The sequence below is a fragment of the Bacillus xiamenensis genome (assembly GCF_001857925.1).
In the GTDB taxonomy this organism is placed as follows: domain Bacteria; phylum Bacillota; class Bacilli; order Bacillales; family Bacillaceae; genus Bacillus; species Bacillus xiamenensis.
This window is the reverse complement of sequence record NZ_CP017786.1, coordinates 3,086,189-3,109,469: the sequence shown is the minus strand read 5'-3', so window position 1 is coordinate 3,109,469 and position 23,281 is coordinate 3,086,189. Positions and strand designations below refer to the sequence as shown.

The 23,281-nt window shown below is 40.7% G+C and carries 28 protein-coding genes; 7 read left to right on the top strand and 21 right to left on the bottom strand.

Going from position 1 to position 23,281, the window contains the following annotated elements:
* Window positions 1-13: 13 nt before the first annotated feature.
* The 4 genes from BK049_RS19600 to rpmG all read right to left on the bottom strand — a co-directional run bounded on the left by BK049_RS19600 (window position 14) and on the right by rpmG (window position 1,691).
* The gene (locus BK049_RS19600; protein ID WP_008360066.1) at window positions 14-187 is read right to left on the bottom strand and encodes a hypothetical protein; all 174 of its coding nucleotides are present in this window, start codon (window positions 185-187) and stop codon (window positions 14-16) included.
* 79 nt (window positions 188-266) lie between these two features.
* Window positions 267-746, bottom strand: a complete 480-nt coding sequence (locus BK049_RS15835; RefSeq protein ID WP_071168928.1) for a Gfo/Idh/MocA family oxidoreductase — start codon at window positions 744-746, stop codon at window positions 267-269.
* A gap of 186 nt (window positions 747-932) precedes the next feature.
* A complete protein-coding gene (locus BK049_RS15830; protein ID WP_008360063.1) occupies window positions 933-1,493 on the bottom strand; it encodes a 5-formyltetrahydrofolate cyclo-ligase in 561 nt (186 codons plus the stop codon).
* A 48-nt stretch (window positions 1,494-1,541) separates the two neighbouring features.
* A complete protein-coding gene (rpmG, locus tag BK049_RS15825; protein ID WP_008360061.1) occupies window positions 1,542-1,691 on the bottom strand; it encodes a 50S ribosomal protein L33 in 150 nt (49 codons plus the stop codon).
* 452 nt (window positions 1,692-2,143) lie between these two features.
* Here rpmG and BK049_RS15820 point away from each other — a divergent pair, with 452 nt between their 5' ends.
* A complete protein-coding gene (locus tag BK049_RS15820) occupies window positions 2,144-2,491 on the top strand; it encodes a hypothetical protein (RefSeq protein ID WP_008360059.1) in 348 nt (115 codons plus the stop codon).
* Window positions 2,488-2,988 (top strand): endolytic transglycosylase MltG, encoded by a 501-nt coding sequence (locus tag BK049_RS15815; RefSeq protein ID WP_071168927.1) that lies wholly within the window; start codon window positions 2,488-2,490, stop codon window positions 2,986-2,988. The genes BK049_RS15820 and BK049_RS15815 overlap by 4 nt, the downstream gene beginning before the upstream one ends.
* A gap of 44 nt (window positions 2,989-3,032) precedes the next feature.
* Here BK049_RS15815 and pstB (BK049_RS15810) read toward each other — a convergent pair whose 3' ends face one another.
* From pstB (BK049_RS15810) to BK049_RS15770, 9 genes are all read right to left on the bottom strand, one after another.
* Entirely contained in the window at window positions 3,033-3,812 is a 780-nt protein-coding gene (pstB, locus tag BK049_RS15810) for a phosphate ABC transporter ATP-binding protein PstB (RefSeq protein ID WP_008360054.1), read from the bottom strand.
* Window positions 3,813-3,827: 15 nt separating this feature from the next.
* The gene (gene pstB / locus BK049_RS15805) at window positions 3,828-4,640 is read right to left on the bottom strand and encodes a phosphate ABC transporter ATP-binding protein PstB (RefSeq protein WP_071168926.1); all 813 of its coding nucleotides are present in this window, start codon (window positions 4,638-4,640) and stop codon (window positions 3,828-3,830) included.
* Between the two features lie 23 nt (window positions 4,641-4,663).
* A complete protein-coding gene (gene pstA / locus BK049_RS15800; protein WP_071168925.1) occupies window positions 4,664-5,548 on the bottom strand; it encodes a phosphate ABC transporter permease PstA in 885 nt (294 codons plus the stop codon).
* Window positions 5,548-6,474 (bottom strand): phosphate ABC transporter permease subunit PstC, encoded by a 927-nt coding sequence (gene pstC / locus BK049_RS15795; RefSeq protein ID WP_008360048.1) that lies wholly within the window; start codon window positions 6,472-6,474, stop codon window positions 5,548-5,550. Before pstC ends, pstA begins: the two co-directional genes overlap by 1 nt.
* Before the next feature lie 79 nt (window positions 6,475-6,553).
* The gene (locus BK049_RS15790) at window positions 6,554-7,471 is read right to left on the bottom strand and encodes a phosphate ABC transporter substrate-binding protein (protein ID WP_008360047.1); all 918 of its coding nucleotides are present in this window, start codon (window positions 7,469-7,471) and stop codon (window positions 6,554-6,556) included.
* Between the two features lie 214 nt (window positions 7,472-7,685).
* On the bottom strand, window positions 7,686-9,821 hold the full coding sequence (locus BK049_RS15785; protein WP_071168924.1) for a peptidoglycan D,D-transpeptidase FtsI family protein: 2,136 nt from the start codon (window positions 9,819-9,821) through the stop codon (window positions 7,686-7,688).
* A 121-nt stretch (window positions 9,822-9,942) separates the two neighbouring features.
* Entirely contained in the window at window positions 9,943-11,229 is a 1,287-nt protein-coding gene (locus BK049_RS15780; protein WP_008360042.1) for an MFS transporter, read from the bottom strand.
* A gap of 123 nt (window positions 11,230-11,352) precedes the next feature.
* Complete coding sequence (gene sodA, locus BK049_RS15775) at window positions 11,353-11,961, bottom strand: superoxide dismutase SodA (RefSeq protein ID WP_071168923.1); 609 nt, start codon at window positions 11,959-11,961, stop codon at window positions 11,353-11,355.
* A 183-nt stretch (window positions 11,962-12,144) separates the two neighbouring features.
* Window positions 12,145-12,630 (bottom strand): DUF456 domain-containing protein, encoded by a 486-nt coding sequence (locus BK049_RS15770; protein WP_008360040.1) that lies wholly within the window; start codon window positions 12,628-12,630, stop codon window positions 12,145-12,147.
* Between the two features lie 143 nt (window positions 12,631-12,773).
* Here BK049_RS15770 and BK049_RS15765 point away from each other — a divergent pair, with 143 nt between their 5' ends.
* From BK049_RS15765 to ispG, 3 genes are all read left to right on the top strand, one after another.
* A complete protein-coding gene (locus BK049_RS15765) occupies window positions 12,774-13,526 on the top strand; it encodes a DUF1189 domain-containing protein (protein ID WP_071168922.1) in 753 nt (250 codons plus the stop codon).
* Between the two features lie 213 nt (window positions 13,527-13,739).
* Complete coding sequence (locus BK049_RS15760; RefSeq protein WP_008360036.1) at window positions 13,740-14,042, top strand: LysM peptidoglycan-binding domain-containing protein; 303 nt, start codon at window positions 13,740-13,742, stop codon at window positions 14,040-14,042.
* Window positions 14,043-14,148: 106 nt separating this feature from the next.
* On the top strand, window positions 14,149-15,264 hold the full coding sequence (ispG, locus tag BK049_RS15755) for a flavodoxin-dependent (E)-4-hydroxy-3-methylbut-2-enyl-diphosphate synthase (RefSeq protein WP_008360034.1): 1,116 nt from the start codon (window positions 14,149-14,151) through the stop codon (window positions 15,262-15,264).
* A 44-nt stretch (window positions 15,265-15,308) separates the two neighbouring features.
* Here the strand turns inward: ispG and BK049_RS15750 are convergent, their stop codons facing one another.
* The gene (locus BK049_RS15750) at window positions 15,309-15,671 is read right to left on the bottom strand and encodes a DUF308 domain-containing protein (protein ID WP_071168921.1); all 363 of its coding nucleotides are present in this window, start codon (window positions 15,669-15,671) and stop codon (window positions 15,309-15,311) included.
* A 139-nt stretch (window positions 15,672-15,810) separates the two neighbouring features.
* Between BK049_RS15750 and BK049_RS15745 the strand changes: the two genes are divergently transcribed.
* The gene (locus BK049_RS15745; protein WP_071168920.1) at window positions 15,811-16,389 is read left to right on the top strand and encodes a 5' nucleotidase, NT5C type; all 579 of its coding nucleotides are present in this window, start codon (window positions 15,811-15,813) and stop codon (window positions 16,387-16,389) included.
* Between the two features lie 28 nt (window positions 16,390-16,417).
* Here the strand turns inward: BK049_RS15745 and BK049_RS15740 are convergent, their stop codons facing one another.
* From BK049_RS15740 to BK049_RS15720, 5 genes are all read right to left on the bottom strand, one after another.
* Window positions 16,418-17,335 carry an ROK family protein gene (locus BK049_RS15740; protein WP_083381137.1) on the bottom strand — a complete coding sequence of 306 codons (918 nt, stop codon included), beginning with the start codon at window positions 17,333-17,335 and terminating at the stop codon, window positions 16,418-16,420.
* 191 nt (window positions 17,336-17,526) lie between these two features.
* Window positions 17,527-17,955, bottom strand: coding sequence for a zinc uptake transcriptional repressor Zur (zur, locus tag BK049_RS15735; RefSeq protein WP_012010595.1), 429 nt, complete (start codon window positions 17,953-17,955; stop codon window positions 17,527-17,529).
* The gene (locus BK049_RS15730) at window positions 17,933-18,793 is read right to left on the bottom strand and encodes a metal ABC transporter permease (protein WP_008356296.1); all 861 of its coding nucleotides are present in this window, start codon (window positions 18,791-18,793) and stop codon (window positions 17,933-17,935) included. The genes zur and BK049_RS15730 overlap by 23 nt, the downstream gene beginning before the upstream one ends.
* Window positions 18,793-19,569: a metal ABC transporter ATP-binding protein gene (locus tag BK049_RS15725; protein WP_008356294.1), complete on the bottom strand. Its 777-nt coding sequence runs from the start codon at window positions 19,567-19,569 to the stop codon at window positions 18,793-18,795. The genes BK049_RS15730 and BK049_RS15725 overlap by 1 nt, the downstream gene beginning before the upstream one ends.
* A 136-nt stretch (window positions 19,570-19,705) precedes the next feature.
* Complete coding sequence (locus BK049_RS15720; protein WP_008342375.1) at window positions 19,706-20,587, bottom strand: YitT family protein; 882 nt, start codon at window positions 20,585-20,587, stop codon at window positions 19,706-19,708.
* 140 nt (window positions 20,588-20,727) lie between these two features.
* Between BK049_RS15720 and BK049_RS15715 the strand changes: the two genes are divergently transcribed.
* The gene (locus BK049_RS15715; RefSeq protein WP_071168919.1) at window positions 20,728-20,982 is read left to right on the top strand and encodes a DUF2624 domain-containing protein; all 255 of its coding nucleotides are present in this window, start codon (window positions 20,728-20,730) and stop codon (window positions 20,980-20,982) included.
* 48 nt (window positions 20,983-21,030) lie between these two features.
* Here the strand turns inward: BK049_RS15715 and BK049_RS15710 are convergent, their stop codons facing one another.
* The gene (locus BK049_RS15710; protein WP_008356291.1) at window positions 21,031-21,924 is read right to left on the bottom strand and encodes a deoxyribonuclease IV; all 894 of its coding nucleotides are present in this window, start codon (window positions 21,922-21,924) and stop codon (window positions 21,031-21,033) included.
* A 9-nt stretch (window positions 21,925-21,933) separates the two neighbouring features.
* Window positions 21,934-23,253, bottom strand: coding sequence for a DEAD/DEAH box helicase (locus BK049_RS15705; RefSeq protein ID WP_008356288.1), 1,320 nt, complete (start codon window positions 23,251-23,253; stop codon window positions 21,934-21,936).
* Window positions 23,254-23,281 lie beyond the last annotated feature (28 nt).

Sequence of the window (23,281 nt, the reverse complement as noted above, 5' to 3'; positions counted from 1 at the left end):
GGCTTTTGCGGGATTAGAATGCTTGACGAATAAATTTCGTCCGAAAATATGGGATTTTCATCAGCCATTTAATCAACAAGTGACGCACTTGATTTTGGCCTAAAATCAAATTCATGAGCCGATAACGATTTTGCACAAGAACGAATGCAAACAGTGTGAACACAATGCTCCAAATCATTTTATTCATCATATTCCCTCCTATGTTCGTATCGTGGCTTAAATAGGATTTGTTTATGCATGAACATTCTTTTTTTATCAGAGCTCGTTCATTGGTTCCTTGTTCCCAATTTAATCGGTTGTTCTTTTGATTGAATATAAAATTCTTCTCCATACTCTGTTTGAAGATAAGATACATCAAATTGTTGAAGGTCAATCAAATCCTTGAACGTATGAGGCAACTTACCATTCCACTCTAACGCTTCAATCTTATGCGGGAAGTTGTGATCGTTTGGATTTGGTGTATGGATATATACTGCGTCTAGTGCAGGATCTTGTTCGTCAATACAAATCCATGTTTGATATGGCTTTTCAAAGCCTTCAAGCAGCTTGAGTGTTCTATTGTACAAGGCGACATGAGCTTTTATATGCTCTCTTCTTATTTTTAAGTTATTTTTCCCAACACCCCAAAAATCAAGATGGGTATGAAAAAAATCGAACCAATCATCAGGATCAAGTTGTAAGTCAAAAGTATTCACTTCCTCCCACAAATTACGGAAGTATCTTTTCTTTCCTCGAAATTTTTTCAACATATGCCTCCTAATAGCTAAAAAGTCAACGTAAACGATTATTAAAATCGGTTCACTTACAGAAAAGTGAAGCCACAACTTAAATTTAAGGAGGTATCAACTCAACATTCACTTCGACCAGCGCATCAATCAAACCAAACGGTCTCAACACAAAAAAGCCCGTTCTTACGCATAAGCAGCGGACGTTTACTGTTGATAAAACGCGCCTTTCTCACTGACCATGATAGATACTGGTATGTCGTGCGGTTCAGCTGGAAGATGGGCTACTTGCTGAACAGACAGGCAAAGAGCAAGCGTAACGCCATGATAATCAGCTAAATAACGGTCATAATAGCCGCCTCCGTATCCAATACGGTAGCCATGCTGATCGAAGCATACCCCAGGAACAATCATCAAATCAATCGCCTCTTTATGTACAGCTGCCGATGACGCAGGGTCTGGTTCAGATAGACCAAAGTAGCGGGATATCATCTTTGTTTTCGGTGTATATTCATAAAACGTCATCTCTTTTGTCTTCGGGAAACAGGTGGGCACACATACTGTTTTCCCTTGCTGCCACGCCTTTTCAATCAGAGGCATGGTAGGTACCTCTTTTCCTCTAGACATGGTCAGAGCCACCGTATTTGCCTGTTTCCATTCTGGCAATTGAAACAAGTGATCGTGAAGTAAAGACGTGCTGCGCTTGAATTCCTCAGAGCTCATCTGATCAAGCTTTTCTAGTGTTTGCAGCCGAAGCTCTTTTTTCACACGAATCATCTCCCATCATAAAAAAACAGCAGGAAAATTCCCTGCTGCTTACTTTGTTTCACGATGTAAAGTTTGTTTTTTATCACGTGAGCAATACTTTTTGAATTCAACGCGATCTGGATTGTTTCGCTTATTCTTTTTAGTAATATAGTTACGCTCACCGCATTCAGTGCAAGCTAGAGTAATATTTACGCGCATGTTTTTCCCTCCAAACTAAAATCAATTCACATTCAGACCTAACTATAATACCACTTCTAGCTTAGGAATGCTAGAATGTTTTTTCACCAATTTCATTTTTCAGTGCATTCCATCCGTATCCTTATCACAATGGCATATTGATGAAATGAAAAATTGCCTGCTCCCCTATAAAACCTCGTCCTTTGACGTACTGTTATAGATGAGAATCCCTCTTTCACCCGCAGCCTTTTTTGATTTTGTCTGCCTTCTTTTATTTTGACAGCGGGCCAGGTTTTCATACTCGTTTTACATATAAAAAGAAAAAAGATGAAAAAAAGGTGATTTTCTTCAGCAATTCCTTTTGAAACTAGCTTTTTTATGGTATAAAAAAGAAGGGTCGAAAACTGTCTGAAACAACCCTGAAAGCCTTTTTCGGCTTTCAGCATTAAAATATGAATAAAAGGTGATGAAACATGGAAATTGCAATTATCGGATTGCTTGTTGTCAGTATTGTACTGATCGCATTCTCATATTTTCAAAGAGAACCGATTAAGGAAGTAGAACAGGAACTTGAAACACTTCAACTATCTGCAATGCAAGAAATCTATAAACTGAAAAAGAAAATGAAGGTTCTTGAAGAAGAATTGCTTGAAACAAACATTGTGGTCCGCAAGCATTCAGAAATTGATCCATCTATCGCAAGACAAATCATTTCAAAGCATCAAAATGGCATGTCTCCAGAGGCGATTGCGCGTGCTGAACGTGTATCTGTAGAAGATGTCAACATGATCATTAAAGACAACGAGAGGGTGCTTGTATGACGAAAAAAAGCATCCAAACGTTCGCAGCAGGTATGATTCTTGCAACTGGTGTTCTGGCCATCGTATTTTTCCTCACTGGAAAAGATGAAGCAGCAGCTGATTCAACGACAAAAGAAACACTCGCAGCGAAAGTGACAGACACTGATGTGAAAAACTACTTAGATTCAAAAAAAGAAGTATCCGTCAGCCGCGAAACATATCAGCAGCTTCTTGATTATAAAGAAAAAGCGCTGAAAGCAAATGAAGACGGTGATTCTAATAGTGAGGAACAAACATCATCCAAGCAAAAAGGTAAAACGATCAAAGTCGTGATTAAAAATGGTATGAGCACAAGTGATGTTTCAGACATGCTAGAAAAAGACGGAATCATCAACTCGTCTAAAGATTTTAATGATTATGTGATTGACGCAGGCTACCATAAAGAAATTCGTGCCGGCAAATTCACTTTAAAAACAGGTATGACATTCAAACAAATCGTCAAAGCCTTAACAAAATAAGACAAAAAATCCCCTGACGGCTCTGACCTCCAGGGGATTTTTGATTATCCAAATCGTCCAGATATATAATCATTTGTTCTTTGATCGTTTGGCTCTGAGAACATCACATTCGTATCATTGACCTCAACAAGCTCGCCCATTAAGAAAAAGGCTGTTCGATCCGATACCCTTGCCGCTTGCTGCATATTGTGCGTCACTATGGCAATCGTATATTTCTCTTTCAGTTTCATAATTAATTCCTCGATCTTTAATGTAGAAACGGGATCAAGCGCAGATGTTGGTTCATCCATTAATAGAATATCTGGGCTTGTGGCAATTGCTCTTGCGATACAAAGCCGCTGCTGCTGACCGCCAGAAAGACCTAATGCAGGCGCACTTAAACGATCTTTCACTTCATCCCAAAGGGCGACATCACGAAGGGCTTTTTCTGCGATTTCTTTCAACTCCTGCTTGCTCTTCACTCCATGAATTCTTGGACCATAAACGACATTATCAAAAATAGATTGAGGAAACGGATTCCCTTTTTGAAACACCATTCCGACATTTTTACGAAGTTCAACTAAATCGACACGGCCTTTTAAGATGTTATCACCGTTATATATCATATCCCCTGTGATTTTCACACCTGGTACTGTTTTGACCATAAGGTTTAATGTTTTAATAAACGTTGACTTCCCGCAGCCTGATGGACCGATAATTGCTGTGACTTCATTCTCTCTAATGGCTAAATCAATATCTTTTAGTGCGTGATGCTGGCCATACCAAAGGTTCATATCGTTCACACGAAAGACTTCTTTTGCTGCTATTTCAGTTGCTGCTACCATTCAAATCCACCTGCCTTATCCAAATCGACCATTGATATAGTCTTCTGTTTTTTGCTGCGTTGGGCGTGTAAAGATACGTTCAGTGGCATCATATTCCACTAAATCACCGTTCAGGAAAAAGGCTGTACGATCAGATACACGTAATGCCTGCTGCATGTTGTGTGTCACTATGACAATTGAATAATCATGTTTTAATTCTGTTAACAGCTCTTCAATTTTTGCATTGGAGATCGGGTCTAGGGCAGATGCAGGTTCATCTAATAAAAGCACGCTAGGTTTCATCGCAAGGGTACGTGCAATACAGAGGCGCTGCTGCTGACCGCCTGATAATGACAAGGCAGATCGGTGCAAACGATCTTTGACCTCATCCCATAGCGCTGCCTTTGTTAAGCTTTCTTCTACCGCATCATCAAGCACTGATTTCCTTTTTTCACCCGCATATTTGAGTGCATGCGTAATATTGTTGTAGATGGATTTAGGAAATGGATTTGGCTTTTGGAAGACCATGCCGATTTCTCTTCTTAAATTCACCACATTAATGCGGTCATCCAAAATATTTAACCCTTCATACATGATCGCCCCTTCATTTCGTGCACCTGGAATCAGGTCGTTCATTCGGTTGATGCTGCGTAAAAAAGTCGATTTTCCGCAGCCTGATGGGCCGATTAATGCAGTGATCGCATTTTTTTCAATTTCAAATGAAATGTGATTGACCGCTCTTTTTTCCCCATAATAAATACTTAAATCCTGCACCTGTAAAATCTGTTCCGTTTGAAGTGGAGCCTTTTTTGCTGCAATCTCTTTTTTTTCTGCTAGCATTTGAACCATATCCCCTTCACACCTCTCTCATTTTATTTAGACGTAAGTTTCTTATGAATAAATGAACCAAGCCATCTAGCTGCTAAGTTGAACACTAGGACAGAGAGCACAAGTACGGCAGATGCACCATTTGCAATCGCCTCTGCATCTGGAATGATCCCTTGTGTATTGACATTCCATATATGAACGGCTAATGTTTCTGCCGGTCTAAAAATATTCAGTGGTGACGTATCGGAAAAAGGACTCCAATTCGTAAAATCAAGACGCGGTGTGGAGAGACCTGCTGTGAAAAGAAGTGCAGCCGCCTCACCAAAAACTCTTCCTGATGCTAAAATCGCTCCGGTAATAATGGATGGAAGCGCACCTGGAATCAGCACCGTCTTCACTGTATGCCACTTTGTCACACCGAGCGCAAGTGAAGCTTCCTTTTGATCCTTCGGTACAGATCGAAGCGCATCTTCTGTCACCCTGACCATCACTGGTAAGTTAAAGACAGTCAGCGCAAGGGCTCCTCCGATGATCGTATAACCCCATCCTGTTAAATTAACAAACATGAGTAAACCAAACATACCAATGACAATCGAAGGCAGTGATGATAACACTTCAATACATGTACGAATAAAATCTGTGATTTTGTTTTGAGACGCATATTCTGCCATGTACACTCCGCCGCCAACGCCAAGCGGGACTGTAATCAGCATTGTAATAAACAAAATGTAAAACGAGTTAAACAGCTGATCCCTAATACCGCCGCCAGAGCCAATCGCACTTGAGCGAGTTGTCAAAAAATCAAAGTTTAATTCTTTTGCACCGTTGAAAATGATATAAGAAAACAAACCAACTAGGATCGCCGTAATAATGGCGGCACATAATCCAAAAACAAATGTGGCAAAACGATCGGTCATTTTGCTATTCATTAAATCTTCCTCCTAGACGACAAGTATCTGATAATGAGTATGAACATAAAGGATACAACTAGAAGGACCAGTCCCATTGACCAAAGTGTATTGTTTTCAACACTTCCATACGTTGTGTGTCCCATGTTTAACGTAATAATGGTTGTTAATGTACCAGCTGTGTCCATAATACTCTCTGGTAGATTACGTGTGTTCCCAATGACCATCTGAACGGCAAGGGCTTCTCCAAATGCTCTTGCCATTCCAAGCACGACCGCTGTCATTAACGTCGGAAGTGCTGCCGGTACAAGAACTCGTCTGATCGTTTGCCATCTTGTTGCGCCTAATGCATACGATCCCTCACGTAAACTTTTTGGAAGTGAAGCCATTGCGTCAGTAGCAATGGATGTAACGGTTGGCAGAATCATAATAGACAGGACAATCGTTCCTGCTAATACACTGTGCCCTGAGCCGCTTGACTTGAAATGTCCAATAAACGGCACCAATACTGTAAGACCTATGAATCCGTAAACAACGGATGGAATCCCTACAAGCAATTCAATCACCGGCTGGAGAATTTTCCGGCCCCAGGCAGGTGCAATTTCTGTCATAAAGATCGCTCCTGCGATGCCTAGCGGCGCTGCAATAAGTGCCGATAGGAGCGTGACAGCAATGGACCCAAAGATAAATGGAAATGCACCGTATTGCGGATTTTCTGCTGTTGGGTTCCAATTGATACTGGTTAAGAACTCAATTGGGCTTACACCATTAACGATGAAAGATTGTAAACCCTTAATGCCAAGGAAGATCGTAATGGCGATTGATACAGCAATCATAAAGAATGCACAAAATCTCACCAAAATACTTCCTCTTACTTCATCCATTTGCCTATTTTTTTTCGAGCTGATCAGTCGATCGCTCGCTTCTGTATGTTCTATTTGTTTCATCTTTTTCTACACTCCTATGAATGTCATAAAAGGAAAAGTGAAAAGCTCCACTTTTCCTTCATCAGCAATTCAAGACCTCTTACTTATCTGTTTGCTTACCTGTTGCGTCTCTTTCTACTTTCATATTAGAGACTGAGATGTAACCTTGGTCTTTAACGATTTCTTTTTGTACTTCGTCACTCATCAGGTAATCTAAAAATTGTTTTGCTAGACCTTCTGGCTCACCTTTTGTATAAGAGTGCTCATAAGCCCAAATTGTATATTTACCGCTTTCTACATTGCTTTCTTCTGGTTTCACACCATCAATGCTAAGCGGTGTAATTTTGTCATCTGTTAAATAAGAGAATGCTAGGTATCCAATCGCACCAGGTGTTTCTGCAATCAGCTTTTTCACTGTGTTTGAAGAATCCTCTGTGATTCCTTCAGCAGGTGTCGCGCCGTCAAGTGCATATTTCACAAATGTTGCACGTGTTCCTGAAGAATCAGGTCTGTTGACAAGTGTGATTTTTTGGTCTTTCCCGCCAAGTTCTTTCCAGTTTTTGATTTTACCAGTGAAGATTTTTTTCAATTCTTCCTTTGTGATGTCTTTGACACCGACTTCAGGGTTTACAGCTGCTGCCATTCCAACAACTGCCACTTTGTGGTCTTTTAAAGCTTTTGCGTCGATTCCGTCTTTCTCTTCTGCGAATACATCTGAGTTACCAATTTGTACAGATCCTTCTGATACTTGAGAAAGTCCTGTTCCTGAACCGCCGGCTTGTACTTGAATATCGGCTTTTGGATGTTTATCCATGAATTTTTCTGCTGCCGCAAGAACTAAAGGCTGCATCGCAGATGATCCTGAGATGGTAATGGAACCAGATGCCTCATCTTTGTTTGAAGCATTTCCTTTACTGTCCTTTGAATCTCCGCTTGAGCTGCTGTTTCCGCATGCTGTGACGAATGCTAACAATGCGATAGTAAGGAAAGTAAGCAGCCATAGTCTGTTCTTTTTCATTTCAAGAATACCCCCTGAATAATTTGTCCTACGAGTAATACATTAAAGGTTCTTTATTAATTTCGTTTAAATGCAATGTAAAGGTTTTGTAAATGTCGAAGATTTGTAGAGGTATTGCGGAGTTTTTTATGATTTTTGTCAATTTATATCGAAAAGTTTGAAGAAAATATAAAAAAACGCCCACAAAAAGTGAGCGTTTTTACCTAGGAAAGATCTAGTTATTTGTTTCTGCTTCGTTTTCAATTTTATTTTTATTCTTCGTTTGGGTATCATTGCTTTCCTGTTTCGATTTCAGTTCAAAGTACTTGTCCAATACTTGTTCACCGATATCATTTGTAATTGGATAGCGCTGATTGTAGTCTTGATACACCCACGGTACAACGACTGAAATGGCCACTTCTGGATTATCAGCAGGCGCATACGCAACAAGTGTTGTGTTATACGTCGCTGTGCCGCGTTTGCTTTTAATTGGGCCATCATAGAAGGATTGCGCAGTACCCGTTTTGCCAGCTGGATTGTATTTTTTATTGCCAAAGTTCGAATACGCTGTCCCTCTTGGGTTCTGCATCACAAGCTTGAAGCCTTGCTGTACACGCTTGATCTCAGCACTTGTCATATCGAGCTTATTCAATACATCCGGTTTAACGGATTCTGTCACAGCTCCAATGCCGCGCTGCGGATCTGGCTCTCTCACTTCTTTTACAAGCTGCGGACGTAAACGATACCCGCCATTTGCAATCGTTGACACGTATTGCGCCATTTGCAGCGGTGTAAACGTATCATACTGTCCAATCGCATAGTCAAGTAAAAGACCAGATTGTGTAGACGTTCCTCTATAGCCCGTTGCTTCATTTGGTAAGTCGATCCCCGTTTTCACCCCAAGACCAAATTTACTGAAATTGTAACGGAATGTATCAAATGCTTTCGTATCAATTGGGAGCGGCTGATTCTTACGGTATTTCCCTTTCCCAATCGCAATCGCTGTTTTAAACATATACACGTTTGACGAACGTTCTAGGGCCGTTAAATCATTAATGAGTCCCATATTTTGATAGGATTTCTTCGGCGGTGACTGAGCGATATAGAGCGGTTCATCATACTGAGTGCTGCCAATGTGAAGAACGCCTGTTTTATAACCTGTTAGTACAGTTGCCCCTTTGACAGCTGATCCCATCGCATACGATGATGTCATCGTTCCTAGTGCGTAGTCATCGAATTTATATTTTCCGTTTTTGTTTGTAATCTGTTTACCCGCAATCGAGAGAACCTCTCCATTTCTCGGGTCCATCATCACAACAAACGCACGATCAAGAAGCTCTGTTCCGCTTCTTTGCTTCGCACTTTTCAAGTTCTTCTCAATGATTTTTTCAACCGCTTTTTGCAGCTGAATATCAATCGTCAGCACAAGGTCTTTTCCGCTTTTACCTTCTGTTAAGACTTTAGAACTTGTGATATTGCCATCTTTATCGGTTGTATTCTGTTCTTTTTCTTTTTGGCCCTGCAGCACATCTTCATATTGATATTCAAGATAGCTTTTCCCTACACGGTCATTTCGGCTGTAACCAAGGGATAGGTAATGTTCAAGAAGTGACTGCGGTAGACCTTCATCACTTGAAGACACACTTCCGAGCATACTGCGAAGCAGTCCTTTATAAGGATAACTGCGCGACCAGTCTGTTGTGACATCAACGCCTGGCAGCTCGTCCAAATGCTCAGAGACGTAAGCAATTTCGCTTGCCTTGACATTTTCATTTTTAATGAATTGAGGCGTGAGCGCATAACCTGCATCCATCTGCCTTTTAATCGCAAGCACTTGTAAATCTTTTTTCGTCAGTTGCTTTAATTCCTTGTCTGTGATGCGTTTCAGCTGAAGCTCATACAGTTTATCATCAGAGACCTTATCGTCACCCTTTAATTCGGATTCCTTTTGAACAAGCTTTTTCGCTTCATTTGGATGGGTTAAGATCCAAAAATCTTTTTTGTCACGATCTGTGATTTTCTTCGTGCTCACATGAATCATGTCCGCTAATTTTGTTGCCACTTTGAGCCGCTCTTCTTGTGAAGTCGTCGAGGTTCTCGTATATGTAATGGCATTTAGCGCTTTATTGCTGACGATCGTATTATAGTTTCGATCATAAATTTTTCCGCGCGGAGCAGATGAACTGACATTCACATCTTCCTGTTTTTCTGCTTGCTTTTTATAATCTTCTCCATTGACAATCTGCACAAAACCGAGCCTGACCACAACACCGGTAAAAATAATAAACGCAGCTAAAAATAATAGATTTAGCCGGATTGGAAGTGTTTTGCGCCCTTCCTTCGCGTCTTTTTTGTTTTTCTTGTTTCTCATCACATCACCTTTTCTATCAAGAAAGAAATGGCACCCCTTTTGTGTATAAAAGGTGCCATCATCATTTTAGCGGTTTTTCTATCATTTATCTAGAAATTTGATGTTCCAGTGGTAAGGAATTTTACCTTTCTCCCTTCATAAGGTTCGTTTGAGATACTGCCTTTTGACCGTCAGCTTCTTTTATATCCGCTGTTTTTCCTTTTAAATGAATATCTTTGACAAAATAATAAATGAGGGTGTGTCCCGCCCCTAGCACAACAAGTGAAGCAGGAATGCCGAGCTCATCACCGAGTAAAGTGACAGATAAAAGAAACAACACAATGGAGCAAATACGTCCAGCATTTAAAAAAAGTTCTCTGACGACAATATATTCAATTCGGGCTTTCCTTGCATATCTGGCATGTCCGATGACATCGTATGTTAAAGAGACATACGGAACAAGCAGAAGCGGATACCCGATCGCAATGGCTACCGCATACATAAGTAGTGATACATAGGACAAATGAAAGACGATTAAAAATAAAGCCCCGTATAAAATAAGTCCGCCAAGCATAATCGCTTTTTTGCGCCATTTTTTCTTCATCAAACGTGTAGCGAAAAAATAAGCAAAAAAGGCAACACCTGAATTGACTAAACCAAATGTTCCTAAAGCAAGCTCACTGTTTGTCGCAATAAACACAAAGACACTGATTAAAAAGACAAATACGCCTTCACGCAGCCCCTGAAAAAAGTGAGCCGTTGTGATCTTACGCCAATTCTCGTCTGCATGCCGCTCTTTCCAAATTTGCTTGATCATAAATTTCCCTTTTGACTGCCTTCTCTTAAGGAAAAAGCTCATCACAACCGCTAGTGAAAACAAAAAAAGCGATAAGGTGAAAATCACAGTATAACCCGTATCATCCGTTAATTGAGAAATGACAATCCCTGCAATCAGTGGTCCGATCATGCCAGCTGTAGAAGTGAGCACCCCTAGAAATCCATTGAAAAAATCTCTTGTTTCAGGTTCGGTAATCTCAAAGGTGAGTACGTTAAAAGCAAGCCAGTAAAACCCATAGCCGATTCCAAGTACACTCCCTAATAAAACAAGCCGTGCGGCCGCTTGTTCTCCTGCCATTAAGACAATTAAATAAAAAGCGGCTAAGAAGATGACACCGAAACGAAGAACAAACGCCCGATCTATCTTTTTAGCAAGACGTCCAGCAAATAAAAAGGTAATGGGCTGAAGCACAACAATCGCCAAATTATAAATCGCAAGATCCGTAAATCGTCCAGACTGTTTCCATAAATACACATTCACAAACGTATTCGAAAGCGCAATGGCAAGTGCGTATAATCCGCCAATCGTGAGGAGGAGCAATAAATCTCTTGTGACATCCATGTCCCCGAACATTTTCTTTAATCTGCTCATATATTTCATTCTCCTTTTCTACACAATAGTCTGTCTCATCAAAAGGCAGATATGTAAAAAAAGGAGGGAAAATATAAAAAGACCCGCTCCCGGAGAGAAGCAGGTCTTTTTGAAAAAAATCATTTATTTAGCTTCGCTGTAAAGGCGAGCGACTTCATCCCAGTTCACAACATTCCAGAATGCTGAAATGTAATCAGGACGACGGTTTTGGTAGTTTAGGTAGTAAGCATGCTCCCAAACGTCTAGTCCTAGAATTGGTGTTTTTCCTTCAGTTAAAGGAGAATCTTGGTTTGGTGTGCTTGTGATTTCAAGTTTTCCGTTGTTTACAACAAGCCATGCCCAACCAGAACCAAAGCGTCCTGCAGCTGCTGCAGCGAAATCAGATTTGAATTTTTCAAATCCGCCTAATTCTTTTTCGATTGCATCTGCAAGTTCACCAGTTGGTGCGCCGCCACCGTTTGGTGAAAGAAGCGTCCAGAATAATGAGTGGTTCGCATGTCCTCCGCCGTTGTTACGTACAGCTGTACGAATGTTTTCAGGCACAGAGTTTAAGTTAGCCACTAGCTCTTCAATTGATTGATCTTCAAGAGTTGATACACCTTCGATTGCTTTGTTTAAGTTTGTTACATATGTGTTATGGTGTTTTGTGTGGTGAATCGTCATTGTTTCCTTGTCGATATGTGGTTCTAATGCATCGTAAGCATATGGTAATTCTGGAAGTTTAAAAGCCATGGTTAAATTCCTCCTTAGAAATGTATGTACTGAAATGCTTCCTTAATAAGCAAGCAATTCACCCTAATCAAAGAGTATCAAAAGAAACGGCTTGTTTCAACGTTATTGCTCACGATCTGAAACATTTCAGTGTTTATTTTGTATTTAACCCTTCAGAAAGAGGTTTAAACACCTATTTTTCATTTAACGAAGCACATAAAACAAAAAGATTCCCAGCATGAGTGCTTGAATCAATCCTTTGGCAAATACGCCTGACACAAAACCAATTAATGAGCCCAGCCCAACTTTCACACTTGTCTTCACATCTTTTTGATGAACAAGCAGCTCTGCGATGACACTGCCGATAAATGGTCCAATGATAATTCCTGCAATCGGAATGACAAAAGGACCGACTAATAACCCAATGGTGCTTCCCCAAATGGCCGCCCTGCTTCCGCCAAAGCGCCTGACCCCAATCAGGTTTGAAACATAATCCGCTGCAAATAAGACAGCTGTAAACATGGCTTGAATGAGCCAAAAGGTGAGCGTCAGCTGCTCAAAGCTAAACAAGAACCCATATAGAAGAAACCCAAGAACCATGAAAACCACACTAGGGATAATTGGATAGACAAGTCCCACAAACGCAATAATAAATGCACAGCCAATCAGAATCCAATACAGCACGTCCAAACTGCGGCCGCCTCCTTTTAATATGCTGTATACATTATGCCTCATTCCTTTTATCTTAACCAGCCATGAAGGCCGTACTTGTACTGAATGGATAGACATTGATACAATATGAGAAATAGAAAAGAATGTAGGAAGTGAAACGGTTGAACGTATTTAGTCTATTGTTAAAAGGAATTTATTCACCAAAAGATATTGCCAGAGCACGTTTTACTGGGATTGGAAAGGCCATCTTATTTCTCTTTATCCTTGCCATCATCGCAGCTGTTCCTCAGGGCTATCATATCAGCCAAGAGATTTCGAATGCGATGTCAGGATTTCAGCATGTGATCAAAAAAGAGTTACCTGACTTTTCAATTGAAAAAGGAACACTACAAGCGGATCAAAGCGCTCCGATAGAAAAAGAAGAGAACGGCATCACGATTATCTTTGACCCAGCTGAAAAAATAACATCAAGTGAGCTTGAATCAAAACAAACAGCCATTGCCTTATTAAAAGAAAAAGCAGTGATTGCCATTGATGGACAAATGACAGATATCCCATACCAGCTTCTTGGCGGAACACTCACAAAAGATGAACTCGCCCGCGTCACAAACCAGAACCAAGCGATCATTATCCCTGTCATTTGTGTACTGCTGTATCTATCAACGGCCGCACTCATGTTCATCAGCGCAACATTTCTAGCGATGCTTGGTACATTTATGAAACGGATGCAGCAAAAAGAGCTGTCCTTTCAAATGCTTTGGAAGCTCTCTGCCTACTCACTCACATTAACAACCGTCTTTTTCGCCATTATGAGTGCGTTGAATACCCCAGTTGCCAACTCATTTTTGTTAAATTGGGTGATTAACTCTATCTTCTTATACCTTGTCTTAAAAGAAATACCTGCGAAAAAATAAATCACTTGTCAAAAGCAACTGAAAGCTCTCCAAGCCGGGGAGCTTTCAGTTTGTAAACAAAGTCTATAAGCTGCATTCCACTGATCCAAGTGATTTTTATGAAAGGCTGACTAGAACTCACTAGCACCCCCCTTTGTCGCTTTTGCACTCTTTTGGTTCTATCATTTCTGGACATGCATACACTGAAGTAAACTCTTAAAAGCGGTGAGCGAAATGCGGCGAATGATTTTTTTACTAATCAGTTTGTTTGTCCTCTTTATCATCTTTTTTGATTTGAAAAATGGAACCATTCCTGTTCGGGAAGATCCTGCTGTTCCCGCCAGCGCCTTTCAAGCATCTGAAAAAAAAGCGTATAAGACAGTCACTGTCAAGCAGGGTCAAACCGTCGTATCAATCGTACAAACGAGTAAGCCACTCGATGAAGTCATTGAAGATTTTGAAGCACTGAATAAAGGCGTCAAAGCGAATGAAATTCGGGCGGGCAGCACATACAAGTTTCCCGTCTATAAGAGATAAAACGTTAATTCCTTGTCATTCATATAAAGAGACTGTTACAATATGAAATGTAAAACACGTCGTACACTGCAAATGAATTGCATGTACACTAAGGAGCGATTGACAAGTGAGTGAAGTCACACATCGTACAAAAACGCGTCCCGTCAAAGTGGGACCTTTAACTATAGGTGGAAACAATGAAGTCGTCATTCAAAGTATGGCTACAACCAAAACACATGATGTCGAAGCGACAGTAGCTGAAATTAAGCGTCTAGAAGAAGCCGGCTGTCAAATCGTGCGTGTCGCATGCCCAGATGAGCGTGCAGCAAATGCGATTGCAGATATAAAAAAACAAATCAACATTCCACTTGTTGTCGATATTCATTTTGACTACAAGCTTGCACTGAAAGCCATTGAAGCAGGTGCAGACAAAATCCGAATCAACCCTGGAAACATCGGAAGACGAGAAAAAGTCGAAGCCGTTGTCAAAGCAGCAAAAGAAAAAGGCATTCCGATTCGCATTGGGGTAAATGCAGGTTCATTAGAGAAAAAAATTCTTGATAAATACGGCTACCCAACAGCAGATGGTATGGTAGAAAGTGCACTGCATCACATTAAAATTTTAGAAGACCTAGACTTTCATGACATCATCGTCAGTATGAAAGCGTCTGATGTAAACCTTGCCATTGAAGCGTACGAAAAAGCAGCAAAAGCGTTTGACTATCCGCTTCACCTTGGGATTACAGAGTCAGGCACTTTATTTGCAGGTACAGTCAAAAGTGCAGCGGGTCTTGGCGCTATCTTGAATATGGGTATTGGAAACACACTCCGCATTTCATTAAGTGCTGACCCAGTCGAAGAGGTCAAAGTAGCACGTGAATTATTAAAATCATTTGGTCTTGCAGCAAATGCAGCCACACTGATCTCTTGTCCAACTTGTGGACGAATTGAAATTGACCTCATTAGCATTGCAAATGAAGTCGAAGAATATATTTCTAAAATCAAAGCACCGATCAAAGTAGCTGTTCTCGGCTGTGCTGTAAACGGTCCGGGTGAAGCGCGTGAGGCTGATATCGGCATCGCTGGCGCTAGAGGTGAAGGCCTCTTATTCCGCAAAGGTGAAATTGTTCGGAAAGTGCCAGAAGAAACAATGGTCGAAGAACTGAAAAAAGAAATAGATAAAATTGCTGAAGAACATTATGCGAAAATGGAAGCTGAAAAAGCAAAACATGCGAACGCATAACAAAAAACGCCTGACGTCACTGTCAGGCGTTTTTCTGTTTCCTGTTAAAAGAACGGGGTAATAAATATCCCAAGGATAACGGAAACAATTCCGATCCCGATTGACCACGCGCCAAGCGCATGTGCTCCTTTTCTTCTTGCCATATAACCAACAACGATTGCCGCTACTCCTAATAGCACCGGCAAGACAAATAGTGAGATAATCGCAATCGCGAGTGCTGTATAGCCTATCCCCTTACTGCCTGAATCGTCACCTGCATGGTCACGTTCTCGTCTGTCTTCTAGATCTCTTGATGCTTGATATGGCTCTGCAATTTCAGCAGCTGTTTCCTCTAAATAGCCATCATCATTACTAAAGTGTGTGTCGATTTCACGATCATTTCTTCTGAAATCCTTGTCTCTTTCCATGATCAATTCCCCCTTTTGGTTAATAGAAAGGAGCTTTTTTAGTATGAGCAAAAATGTCTGTTTCATGTTTGCTAAAACTTGCTGGAATTGTGAATTGATTATGTTACACTTTAAGAGTATAAATATGAGGAGTGTGGGCATGTTACGTTTAGGAATTGATATTGATGGCACAGTGACGGCGCAGGACACCTTTGTTCCTTACTTAAATGAGTCGTTCCAATGCGCCATCACACTAGATGATATGACGGATTATGATTTGACGAAGCTTTTGAAGATTTCAAATGAAGAATTTTGGGGCTGGATGGATCAGTATGAGCCTCTTATCTATAAACAGGCGAAGCCTGCCGAGGGTGCAAAGGAAATCCTCGATCAAATGAAACATCATCATAAATTAATTTATATCACAGCCAGAAGGCAGCATCACAAAGATGTGACTTATACATGGTTTCAAGAAAATCACGTGCACTATGATGACATTGAGCTTGTTGGCGGTCATCATAAGCTGGAAGCTGTTCAAAAACACAAGATTGATGTGTTTTTCGAGGATCATCATGGTAACGCGACAATGATTGCGAAAGAGGCTGACATTCCAGTCATTCTTTTTAACTCACCCTATAATCAAATGCCAACTGATGACAGAATCATTCGTGTGAGCAGCTGGCAAGAAGCGTCTCAATGGATCAAACAATACGAACAACGTCTGCAAACTGCATACTAATGTATGGAATAGAAACAAGCCGGTACGTTTAATGTATCGGCTTGTTTGATGGGTTGAAATGCTCTTCTTTCATTAAGAAATGATGGAGTGCCCCGATCATGCCCGCCTGATTGAGGTGATAGCATGTGCCAAGCTTCACCTGAATGTTTTTCCAGGCATGCAGTGTATGTAAGTGCTTCTGAATATTTGGAATCAAGTCCTCCCTTGCACTCACGCCGCCGCCAATGAGAATTTTCTCTGGATTGAGGACAGTTGCAACATTGTAAATGCCGATGGCGATTCGTTTGTACCACTGATCTACCAGCTTCTCAATGGCCGGATCATGTTTGGCTTTTTCAAAAATCTCTTGACCGACTATTTGTTGACTTTGCGGAATTCCTTGCAGGTCCTTATAGCTTCGTATTAAACCAGCCGTTGAAGCGCTGCTGTTGAGTGTCGTAAACTGACCGTTTTCTGTTTCTGTCAGCATCATGCCAAATTCACCGCCGCGAAATGAGGCTCCGCGAACAAGCTGGCCGCCAGCAAAAATACCGCCGCCAACACCAGTGCCGATCGTCATACAAATAAAGCTGTCACACTCTTTTGCATGACCGCTATATTTTTCAGCCAGGGCTGCACAGTTCGCATCATTTTCTACCTCCACACGAAGAGAAGTCCTTTCTTCCAAGAGCGTTTTCACATTTTGTCCATGCAAGGCAATAATCGCTCCTGCAAATTCCGTATAGCCGGTTTGACTGTCTACAAAACCTGGAAGACTAATGGCGATCCCTTCTACATCCCAAGACGCTTGATACTCCTGAACCACGTCCTCCATTGCCTCTAAAAATGGTTCAAGTTGCCGGCAGTTCGTTTCATAGTCACCGCTCGTCATCAGCTCCCCTTTCTGATTCATTAATCCATGTTTTGTTTTTGTGCCGCCTACATCGAACACAGCATAATACCCCACGTTTGACCCCTCCCTCTATTCCAAAAGACTCAAGTTTGCTTGAACTATGACCTTTGATCTCATTTTAATGAAACAGCCACTCATTGTAAAACGTTTTCAAAACGACAAAACAAAAAGCCAGCGCATTGGCTGGCTTCAGATTGTTGACAAAGGGCTAAAATGATCTTTATTTTAGTCCTTTGTCTTCTTTCCTACGAGTGAACTTCCTTCGGTTCACAAGAAGGGCACGTTCCGTATATTTCAAATTTATGTCCGCTGATGTGATAATCCTCTAGATCAGCGTCAAGCTTGTCCATTGGACAGGCATCAATCTCCTTTGTTTTACCGCATGCAAGACAAATAAAGTGATGATGATGATGAGAGAACGAACATTTAAAACGGAACAATTTCTCACCTGATAATTCGGTTGTCTCTAATATCCCAAGATCTTCATATAAAGACAGGTTTCGATAAATGGTATCAAAGCTAAGACCTGGGTAATCTTCACTTAATGCCGTTAACACATTTTTAGCGGTCAAGTATTTGTCAGAATCAGAAAACAATTGAAGCATATCCTCACGTTTGCTTGTATATTTGTAGCCTTTTTCCTTTAATAAATCAAGCGCTTCTTGTACGTTCAAGATGATTCCCCCTTCTGAATTTCCCAATACTGATACACCCGATTAAAATCAAAATGGACAGCATCACAATGGTTCCGCCCGGCGCTAAATCAAGATAATAGCTTAAGATCAATCCGGTCATGACAGACAATTCACCAAACAAGATCGAAAGAAAAATCGCCTGTTTAAACCCTTTAGCAATCCGAATACTTGCCGCAACAGGCAGCGTCATGAGGGCAGACACAAGGAGTGTACCTACAATACGCATCGATGCCGCAATGACGAGTGCGACAACTAAAATAAAAATGAAATGAATCCATTTTGCTGAAATACCAGAAGCCTTTGCGTGTTCTTCATCAAAAGAAAGCAAAAACAATTCTTTATATAAAAGCACAACCACTAGCACCACAACAAGTGAGATCCCAACAATGATCCAAAGATCCAGTCTCGAAACCGCACTAACGCTTCCGAACAAATAACTGAACAGGTCGGTATTAAAGCCATTAGCAAGTGAAATAAAAATGACGGAAATTCCGATACCACCCGATAGGATAATTGGAATGGCCAGCTCCTGATAATGCTTATACACAGAGCGCAGACGTTCAATAAACAATGAGCCGGCAACAGAAAACGCCATCCCTAAGTAAAGCGGGCTCACCCCTGTCAGCAGTCCAAACTTTTTATCAAGAAATAAACTCGCTGCAATCCCCGCAAGTGACACGTGACTAAGGGCATCGGCAATAAGCGAGAGCCTCCTGACAACAATAAATACACCAAGTAAGGGCGCAATAAAACCAATCAGCATCCCTGCAATAAATGCATTTTGTAAAAATTCATAATGAAAAAATGGAAATAGCATTATTCATGTCCCCCATGATGGTGATGATCGTGATGAATCACTTGAATGTCATGTCCGTAAAATTGAGATAGCGCTTGATCATCCATTGAATCAAACGTTTTCGCATCTCCATGAAAATGAAGTGTCTGATTTAAACAAGCCACATGGGTAACTTTGTCAGAAACGGTTCCCACGTCATGTGTGACGAGAATTAAAGACATGCCTTTTTCTTTATTCAATGTTTCCAATAGCTGATAAAAGCCCTCTACTGTTTTTTGGTCTACTCCAACTGTCGGTTCATCTAATATGAGCAGCTTCGGCTGACTGACGAGCGCACGGGCAATAAATGCACGCTGCTGCTGACCGCCTGAAAGCTCCCCAATGTTTTGATGCTTTAAATCTTGTATACCAACTGAGCGAATGGCCTCTTCCACTTGAAGTTTATCCTGCTTACTCATTCGTTTAAATAAACCAATCTTCGCCGTTAAACCACTTGCAACGACCTCGTATACAGAAGCAGGAAACCCTGTATTAAAGCTATTCGCTTTTTGAGAAACAAATCCAATTTGATCCCAGTCTCTAAATTTTTGAGCAGGCGTGCCAAACAGCTTCAATTCACCTTGCTGTGGTTTGATCAGCCCAAGCAGGCATTTTAATAAGGTTGTTTTACCAGATCCATTCGGTCCAACAAGTGCTAGAAAGTTTCCTTCCTCTACTGTTAAATGAATGTGATCTATGACATTTCGCTGACCATAAGAATACGAGATGTCCTTCATTTCAATAATTGGCTTTGCCATGAATCTTTCCACCTTTAATCCAATATAAAAAGAATGATTACGATTTATACAACAAAAAGAAAATGGCAAAAGCCATTTTCTTTGTCCATACATACATTTCATTATATAAAAGAAAGATAAAAAAGTAAAATAAAAGCTAATGAATGGCTGTTTTGAATTTACCGCCTTTTGTTTCATGCGTATCCATAATCGTAATAAATGCTTGACCATCTATTTCAAATACGATAGATTTCAACTTTGTAATTTCAAGTCTCGTCACAACGGCGTAGATGACATCTTTTTCTTCATCTGTATAGCCGCCTTTTCCTCTAAGCTTGGTTGTTCCCCTGCCAAGACGATGAAGGATTGCATCTGAAATTTCATCATAATAATCCGATACGATAATGACAGCTTTTGTTTCATCAAGCCCTTGAATAACAGCATCAATTGTTTTCATTGCCAAATAATATGTCATGACAGAATACATAGCTTGCTCTGGTCCGAAGACAAAGCCCGCCCAAATAAAAATGAACACATTGACGATCATGACAAACTCACCGACGGAAAAAGGAATTTTTTTCGTTAAAAGAATTCCAAGGATCTCTGTTCCGTCCATTGAGCCCCCATTACGTATCACAAGTCCAACACCAAATCCAAGTAACAGCCCCCCAAATACAGTGGCTAAAATCGGCTGTGTTGTAAATGCCTCTACATGATGAAGTGAAGATTCAATCACGGCCAAGCTGACAATTCCAATCACAGTGGAAATCAAAAAGGTTTTCCCAATATGTTTGTATCCTGATATCATAAATGGAATATTCAAAATGACAACAATCGTCGCAAAGTTAATGAATGGGTTATCTGTAAAGAGGTAATCCAAAATAAGCGAGATGCCGATGATGCCTCCATCAATAATATTGTTTGGCACTAAAAATAATTCAATACTGACTGCTGCACACGCAGCTCCTACTAGAATCAGAAAAATTCTCAAAATAAAATGAGGCACTGATTCCTTTCTATGTTGTTTACTATTTGCCATACGTTCTCCCTTCTACACTTGTTAAATTTTCAATGAACATGTTATTCACTTTACTATTTTATCATTTCACAGAGTAAAATAAAATTTTTTGCACATTTTCCGTTTTCGCCCATACATTGTTACAGAGGGGAGGAATGGAATTGATTTTAATTCAGAAAATTGTACTGCAGCGGCTCAATCAGATCACGGCAAATGATTTGTTAAGGTATGCAAAACAGTACGGAGTCAGCTTAACATCCAGTCAGGCCGCTGAGGTTGCCAAACTGATGAATGGGAAAAACGTCAATATTTTTAATGATGCAGAGCGCAGCCGGCTGCTTAAGCAAGTGGAAGCGATTACTTCTAAACAGACAGCACAGACCGTCAATGATCTGTTTAACCAGTTTACAAGTTAGACAAAAAAGGGCCGCATTTAGCGGCACCTCATCACGTTGCATTCTTTTTTATTGACCCGTAATTTTATCTAGTAGACCTTCATCAAATTGCTTTTCTTTCAGCATCGCAATTTCGAATTTGTAAGGTGGTTTTTTGTTCTTTTTATCTTCACCTACATAAGGCGTTTCTAGAATCTTCGGCACATCTTGAAGCTGTGGATGATGAACAATATAGCTCAGGGCATCAAAACCAATTTCGCCAAAACCGATATTTTCATGTCGGTCTTTTCTTGCGCCTTGTACATTTTTACTATCATTGATATGAAGAACTTTGATTCGGTCAATCCCGACAATTCGATCAAATTCTTCTAGCACACCATCAAAGTCACTCACAATGGAATAACCCGCATCATGCGTGTGACACGTATCAAAGCAGACAGAAAGTGCTTCGTTATGTGTCACACCGTCGATAATTTGGGCAAGCTCTTCAAAGCTTCTTCCGCACTCTGAGCCTTTACCTGCCATTGTTTCAAGTGCAATTTGAACCTCCTGCCCTTTCACAATGACTTCATTTAAGCCTTCAATGATTTTTTGAATGCCAGCTTCTGCACCTGCACCCACATGTGCACCCGGATGAAGAACAATTTGTTTCGAACCAAGTGCTTCCGTACGCTCAATTTCTGAACGGAGGAAATCCACTCCAAGCTCGAATGTAGCGGGATTAACGGTATTGCCGATATTGATGATATAAGGGGCATGAACGACGATATCTGTCATGCCATGCTCCTTCATATGAGCTTGTCCAGCTTCAATATTGAGATCTTCAATTTTTTTACGGCGTGTATTTTGCGGTGCACCCGTATAAATCATAAAAGTATTTGAACCATAAGAGGCAGCTTCCTCACTCGCTGCAAGAAGCATATGTTTTCCACTCATGGATACGTGTGATCCAATCTTCAACAATGTTTCCCCCTACTTTCCGTTACGCTTTGACTTTCTACGCTCTTGTCTTTTGATCTTATCCATCTCACGTGTCATTTTCTTTTTATATCCAGGTTTGACGGCTTTCGGTTTTCTGACAAGACGCTTTGCTTTTTCTTCAATTTCATTTGGTGCTTTTTTACGTCTTTGACGCTTCAAACGATCATCTGCATCTCGCCATTCGCCATGAACAATTGTTTTGTTTTCAAAGACAACACCCATTTTTTCAATTTGAACGAGTGCATCCTCATCAGCGAGATCATAGATGGTCATCGCAATGCCAGATGAACCAGCGCGAGCCGTTCTTCCCACACGGTGAACATAAAAATCAAGATCAGATGGAAGCTCATAGTTGATCACGTGGCTGACACCCTTAATATCAATTCCGCGGGCAGCAAGATCAGATGCTACAATATAAGTGAACTCCAAATCTTCAATTTGTTTCATCACTTTTTTACGTTCACGCGGTGTTAATCCGCCATGAAGCACGCCAATTTTCATTCCTTTTTCCTGTAGGAATGAGGCGATTTCATCAACAGTTGCTTTCGTATTGGCAAAGATAATCCCTAAATAAGGCTGTACATTCGTCACCATTTCATGGAGCAGCTTTAATTTGTCACGCTGTTTAGATGGGACTAAAATATGCTGAATGTTTTCAGCCGTAATCCGTCTCGGTTCAACGTGAGCATATTTCGGATTATCCATATATTTTTTGAGGAAAGGCTTTAGCTTTTCTGGAATAGTTGCTGAGAACACAAGCATTTGCAGCTGTTCTGGCATTTGCGCCCCAATACGGTCTACATCTTCTAAAAAGCCCATATCCAGCATGAGGTCTGCTTCATCAATGACAAGAGATGTCGCTTTGTACACATTCAGCGCTTGCTCATGAATAAGATCAGCAATCCGACCAGGAGTGCCGACCACTAAATGCGGCTGGTTCTTTAGCTTTTGAATAGATTTCTGCTTGTCCGTTCCACCAATGTAAAGCTTTGCCTTGATTTCTTCTTCTGGAGATGTATTTTTTAAGATGGTTTGGGCTTCTTTAAAAATTTGATTCGCTAATTCTCGTGTAGGTGCAGTAATGACCACCTGCACTTGCTCTTTGCTTGGATCAATTGAATGAATCAGGGGCAATAAGTATGCATGGGTTTTTCCCGTTCCTGTTTGTGACTGCCCAATCACGCTTTCTCCTTTTAAAACAGCAGGGATGATTCTTTTTTGAATATCAGTCGGCTCATAAAAGCCCAGTTCATGAATAGCATCTATAATAAAAGGCTTTAATTCATATGTCGTAAATTTCGTTTCTTTCATGTTTTCACTCCTTAAGGCAATGCCTTTT

Coding starts and splice junctions, on each gene's coding strand:
- BK049_RS19600 (WP_008360066.1), bottom strand. CDS start 187: ATGAATAAAATGATTTGGAGCATTGTGTTCACACTGTTTGCATTCGTT.
- rpmG (WP_008360061.1), bottom strand. CDS start 1,691: ATGCGCGTAAATATTACTCTAGCTTGCACTGAATGCGGTGAGCGTAAC.
- BK049_RS15820 (WP_008360059.1), top strand. CDS start 2,144: ATGGAAATTGCAATTATCGGATTGCTTGTTGTCAGTATTGTACTGATC.
- BK049_RS15815 (WP_071168927.1), top strand. CDS start 2,488: ATGACGAAAAAAAGCATCCAAACGTTCGCAGCAGGTATGATTCTTGCA.
- pstB (WP_008360054.1), bottom strand. CDS start 3,812: ATGGTAGCAGCAACTGAAATAGCAGCAAAAGAAGTCTTTCGTGTGAAC.
- pstB (WP_071168926.1), bottom strand. CDS start 4,640: ATGGTTCAAATGCTAGCAGAAAAAAAAGAGATTGCAGCAAAAAAGGCT.
- pstA (WP_071168925.1), bottom strand. CDS start 5,548: ATGAATAGCAAAATGACCGATCGTTTTGCCACATTTGTTTTTGGATTA.
- pstC (WP_008360048.1), bottom strand. CDS start 6,474: ATGAAACAAATAGAACATACAGAAGCGAGCGATCGACTGATCAGCTCG.
- BK049_RS15790 (WP_008360047.1), bottom strand. CDS start 7,471: ATGAAAAAGAACAGACTATGGCTGCTTACTTTCCTTACTATCGCATTG.
- BK049_RS15785 (WP_071168924.1), bottom strand. CDS start 9,821: ATGAGAAACAAGAAAAACAAAAAAGACGCGAAGGAAGGGCGCAAAACA.
- BK049_RS15780 (WP_008360042.1), bottom strand. CDS start 11,229: ATGAGCAGATTAAAGAAAATGTTCGGGGACATGGATGTCACAAGAGAT.
- sodA (WP_071168923.1), bottom strand. CDS start 11,961: ATGGCTTTTAAACTTCCAGAATTACCATATGCTTACGATGCATTAGAA.
- BK049_RS15760 (WP_008360036.1), top strand. CDS start 13,740: ATGCGGCGAATGATTTTTTTACTAATCAGTTTGTTTGTCCTCTTTATC.
- BK049_RS15750 (WP_071168921.1), bottom strand. CDS start 15,671: ATGGAAAGAGACAAGGATTTCAGAAGAAATGATCGTGAAATCGACACA.
- BK049_RS15745 (WP_071168920.1), top strand. CDS start 15,811: ATGTTACGTTTAGGAATTGATATTGATGGCACAGTGACGGCGCAGGAC.
- BK049_RS15730 (WP_008356296.1), bottom strand. CDS start 18,793: ATGCTATTTCCATTTTTTCATTATGAATTTTTACAAAATGCATTTATT.
- BK049_RS15725 (WP_008356294.1), bottom strand. CDS start 19,569: ATGGCAAAGCCAATTATTGAAATGAAGGACATCTCGTATTCTTATGGT.
- BK049_RS15720 (WP_008342375.1), bottom strand. CDS start 20,587: ATGGCAAATAGTAAACAACATAGAAAGGAATCAGTGCCTCATTTTATT.
- BK049_RS15705 (WP_008356288.1), bottom strand. CDS start 23,253: ATGAAAGAAACGAAATTTACGACATATGAATTAAAGCCTTTTATTATA.